Below are 4,467 nucleotides of genomic sequence, written 5' to 3' on the forward strand. Positions count from 1 at the left end.
TTCGCAACCTGACGGACATCGTCGAATTATTACGCGCCGCCGGCATGCCCGAGGAGCGCATCATCGTGAACCTGGGCATGGGCCGCGGGCTGTATTACTACACGGGCATGATCTTCGAGATATACCCCTCCCTGCCGCAGGGGGATGAACCGCAGTTGTGCGGCGGCGGCCGCTACGATGACCTGATCGTCTCGCTGGGGGGCCGGCAGAGGACGCCGGCATGCGGCCTGGCCTACGGGGTCCAGCGGCTGGCCGCCTGTGCCCAGGGGGAATGGACGAGCCAGCCGCCCCAGGCGCTGGTGTGTGCGGCGTCGCCGGCGCTCCACGGCGCCGGCCTGGCGCTGATGCGCCAACTGCGCCAGGAAGGCCTGCGCGTGGAGCTGGACCTGCGGAACCGCTCCCCGCGCGCCAACCTGGATTACGCGTTGAAACGGGGCATCGCCTACCTCATCATCGTGGACGGCACGCCCACCGCCCCCCAATATCACCTTGCCCCCGTGAGCGCCCCGAAACAGTCCGTCCCTATGAACGATGTTCAAGAGCTGGCGGCGGCGGTGCGGGACGCCGGCCCGCTCCGCGACGCGAAGGAGAGTTCCCATGTTTAGAGGGACAGTGGAAACGGTGCGGCTGGCCTTGCCCAGCAAGGGACAGCTGGAGGAGCCGACGCTGGCGTTCCTGGAACGCTGTGGCATGCGCGTCTCCAAGACCAACCCGCGCCAGTACCTGGCGCGCATGCCGGCCTTCCCTCAGGTGGAGGTGCTCTTCCAGCGGCCGGCGGATATCTTCGCCAAAGTGCGCGACGGCGACGTCTGCCTGGGCATCACCGGCTTTGACGTCGTCGCGGAAGGCCGCTCGGACGGGGATGAGACCCTGGTCCTGTACGAGAACCTGGGCTACGGCGGGTGCGACCTGGTGCTGGCGGTGCCGGAGGGATGGCTGGACGTCAACTGCCTGGCGGACCTGGCGGACCTGGCGCTGGAATGGTGGGAGCAGGGCCGGCCCCTGCGCATCGCCACCAAGTACCCCAACCTGGTGCGGGAGTTCCTCTATCGCAAGGATATCCACCACTTCACCCTGGTCGAGGCCTCGGGGGCCATTGAGGCCGCGCCGGCCATCGGCTACGCCGATCTCATCGCCGATATCACCGCCACCGGCACGACCCTGCGGGAGAACCGCCTCAAACAGTTGGACGACGGCGTCATCCTGCATTCGGAGGCCTGTTTCATTGGCAACCGGAGCATGCTGGCGCGGGGCGGGCCGGCCCTGGCGGTGGCGGAGCAGATGTTGGAGTTCATCGAGGCGCATCATCGCGGCCGGCGTTACCGCTCCATCCTGGCAAACATCCCCTGCCATGAGCCAGCCGCGCTGGCGCGGCAGATGCTCGACCGGCCGGTCATCGCCGGCCTGCGCGGCCCCTCGTTCCTCCCTATTTACGACGCCAACGGTGACTGCGTGGCGGTCACCGTCAGCATCGTGGTGCGCGAGGAGCAACTGCATCAGGCCATCCAGGAGTTCCGCCGGCTCGGCAGTACCGAAGTCATCGTCTCACCGGTGGAATATATCTTCCGCGCGGAATCGGAAGCGGTCGGGCGTCTGCGCCGGGCGCTCGGGAAGAATTGATGGATCATCGGCACAGGACAGGGAGCATGGATTACGTGATGCGGATATACGATGTGGAGGAGGCCCGCCGCACCATACTGCGCCGGCCAGATGTGGAAGAGGTGGAGATACCGCCGGCGCTGGCGGCCAGCCTGGAGCGTCTGTTCGGCCGGCCCATCTCGCCGGCGGAGGCGGTACAGAGAATCATCCGGGACGTGCGGGAGCGCGGGGACATCGCGCTGATGGATTGGACGCGCCGTATTGACGGCGTCGAACTCGCCGCGCTGGAAGTGCCGCGAGAAGCTTGGCTGGCCGCCCGTGATGCCCTGGACCCAGGTCTGCGTCAGGCGCTGGAGCTGGCGGCGGAGCGCATCGCCGGCTTTCACCGGCGCCAGCACGTGGACTCCTGGACGACATTCGACGCCGGCGGCATGCTGGGGCAGATCGTGCGGCCGCTCCAGCGGGTGGGGGTATACGTGCCGGCCGGCACGGCCCCCCTGCCATCCTCCCTGCTGATGGCGGCCGTGCCGGCGCGCGCCGCCGGCGTGGAAGAGATCGTCGTCGTCTCCCCGCCGGACCGCCGGACGGGGGAGATCGCGTCGGTCATCCTGGCCGCGGCCGCCATCGCCGGCGTGGAGCGGGTCTTTCGCGCCGGCGGGGCGCAGGCCATTGCCGCGCTGGCATATGGCACGGAGAGCATCCCGCGCGTGGACAAAATCGTCGGCCCCGGGAACCTGTTCGTGGCCCTGGCCAAGCGCATGGTGTTCGGGCAGGTTGGCATTGACGGGATATATGGGCCGACAGAGACGCTGGTCATCGCCGACGAAAGCGCCGCGCCGGCGGTGGTGGCGGCGGACCTGCTGGCCCAGGCGGAGCATGATGTGCTGGCCTCAGCTATACTGCTCACCCCTTCCGAACACTTGGCGCGTGCGGTCCAAGAGGAGGTGCGCCGGCAGGCGGCGCGCCTTTCCCGCCAGGATACGATCGCCGGCTCCCTGTCCAACCGGAGCGGCATCGTGCTGGTGCGCGACCTGGAGCAGGCCGTTGAGCTGGCCAATGAGTACGCCCCGGAGCATCTCTGCCTGCTGGTGGCGGAACCATGGGAATATGTCTGGCGTGTGCGCCATGCCGGCGGCATTTTTGTCGGGGAGCACTCGTTTGAAGTGCTGGGCGATTACGTCGCCGGCCCGTCGCACGTCATGCCCACCAGCGGGACCGCTCGCTTCGCCTCCCCGCTGAACGTCATGGATTTCGTCAAGGTCATCAGCCTGGTGGCGCTGGGACGCGCCGAGCTGGACGCGCTGGGGCCGGCCGCGGCGCGCATCGCCGCGGCGGAAGGCCTGACCGCCCATGCTCATGCGGTCTATGTCCGCCGGCCGCCGGCCAGCCCTTCCCCGGAGGAAAGCTGATATGTCCGCGCCCTTCGTACGCCCGGATATCCTGGACATGGAGGAATATCAGCCAGTGGTGCCGCTGGACGTGCTCAGCCAGGAGCTGGGCATCCCGGCGGAAAAGCTGGTCAAATTAGACGCCAACGAGAATCCGTACGGCCCCCTGCCGGCGGTGCGCCAGGCCCTGGCCCAATGCGATGCCCTGCACATTTATCCGGACCCGATGCAGAACCGCCTGCGCGATGCCCTTGCCGCCTTCCTCGGCCTGCCGCGCGACATTATCCTGGCCGGCGCCGGCTCCGACGAGCTGATTGACCTTATCATGCGGCTGGTGCTCCAGCCTGGAGACTATATCCTGAACTGTCCGCCGACCTTCGGCATGTACGCCTTCGACGCCGCACTGCACGGCGCCCGGGTCATTGCGGTGCCGCGCCGGCCCGATTTCTCTCTGGATCTGGCCGGCATCGAGCGCGCCGTCGAGCGGCACCGTCCCAAACTGCTTTTCCTGGCCTGCCCCAACAACCCCGACGGCAGTGTCTTTGACGCGGATACCCTACGCCGGCTCCTCGCCCTGCCCCTATTAGTGGTGGTGGACGAGGCCTATGCCGAGTTCCGCGGCGAAAGCTTCATCGGCCTGGTGCCGGCGCACGAGAATCTCATCGTCCTGCGCACCTTCAGCAAATGGGCCGGCCTGGCCGGCCTGCGGGTGGGATACGGCGTGTTCCCGCCGGCGCTGATGCCGCACCTGTGGAAGATCAAACAGCCCTACAACATCAACGCCGCCGCCCAGGTCGCCGCCATCGTCTCGCTGGAACACGCCGATGAGCTGATGGACATCGTGCGCCGTATGGTACAGGAACGGGAGCGCATGCTGGCCGGCCTGCGCGCCATCCCCTGGCTCCAGCCCTTCCCCAGCCATGCCAACTTCATCCTGTGTCGGGTGCTGGACCGGCCGGCGGTCGAGGTCAAGCTGGCCCTGCGCCGGCAGGGCATCCTCATCCGGCACTTCGACAAGCCGGGCGTGTCCGACTGCGTGCGCTTCAGCGTCGGCCGGCCGGAGCACACCGATATTTTGCTCGACGCTCTGCAACGGTTATAATGGAGGCGGAAGATGACCACCGCGCGCACAGCCCATATCCAGCGCCAGACCCGCGAGACCCGCGTGGAGATATGGCTCAACTTGGACGGCGCCGGCGAGGCCGACATTCACTCCGGGGTCCCGTTCCTCGACCATCTCCTTTCGCACGTGGCGGTGCATGGACTGTTGGACCTGCGGGTGCAGGCCCAGGGCGACCTGGAGATCGACGAGCATCACACGGTGGAGGACATCGCCATCGTGATGGGACAGGCGCTGGATCAGGCGCTGGGCCGGCGGGAAGGCATCCGGCGCATGGGCGAGGCGCACGTGCCCATGGATGAGGCGCTGGCGTTCGTGGCGGTGGACCTGAGCGGCCGACCGTACGCGGTCATTGAGGCC

Annotated in this window: 5 protein-coding genes; all 5 read left to right on the forward strand. The window is 67.7% G+C overall.

The genetic code is table 11. The annotated features are described in order from the left end of the window. On the forward strand, positions 1 to 605 hold a 605-nt coding region (locus tag H5T60_11905), incomplete at its 5' end, for an ATP phosphoribosyltransferase regulatory subunit (GenBank protein MBC7243135.1). Next, a complete protein-coding gene (gene hisG / locus H5T60_11910; GenBank protein ID MBC7243136.1) occupies positions 598 to 1,620 on the forward strand; it encodes an ATP phosphoribosyltransferase in 1,023 nt (340 codons plus the stop codon). The genes H5T60_11905 and hisG, both read left to right, overlap by 8 nt. Positions 1,621 to 1,646: 26 nt before the next feature. Then, the gene (gene hisD, locus H5T60_11915) at positions 1,647 to 3,008 is read left to right on the forward strand and encodes a histidinol dehydrogenase (GenBank protein ID MBC7243137.1); all 1,362 of its coding nucleotides are present in this window, start codon (positions 1,647 to 1,649) and stop codon (positions 3,006 to 3,008) included. A gap of 1 nt (position 3,009) precedes the next feature. After that, the gene (gene hisC / locus H5T60_11920; protein ID MBC7243138.1) at positions 3,010 to 4,089 is read left to right on the forward strand and encodes a histidinol-phosphate transaminase; all 1,080 of its coding nucleotides are present in this window, start codon (positions 3,010 to 3,012) and stop codon (positions 4,087 to 4,089) included. A gap of 12 nt (positions 4,090 to 4,101) precedes the next feature. Next, positions 4,102 to 4,467 (forward strand): imidazoleglycerol-phosphate dehydratase (locus H5T60_11925; GenBank protein MBC7243139.1); only part of this gene is annotated, 366 nt, incomplete at its 3' end.

Source organism: Anaerolineae bacterium (genome assembly GCA_014360855.1).
Taxonomy (GTDB): domain Bacteria; phylum Chloroflexota; class Anaerolineae; order JACIWP01; family JACIWP01; genus JACIWP01.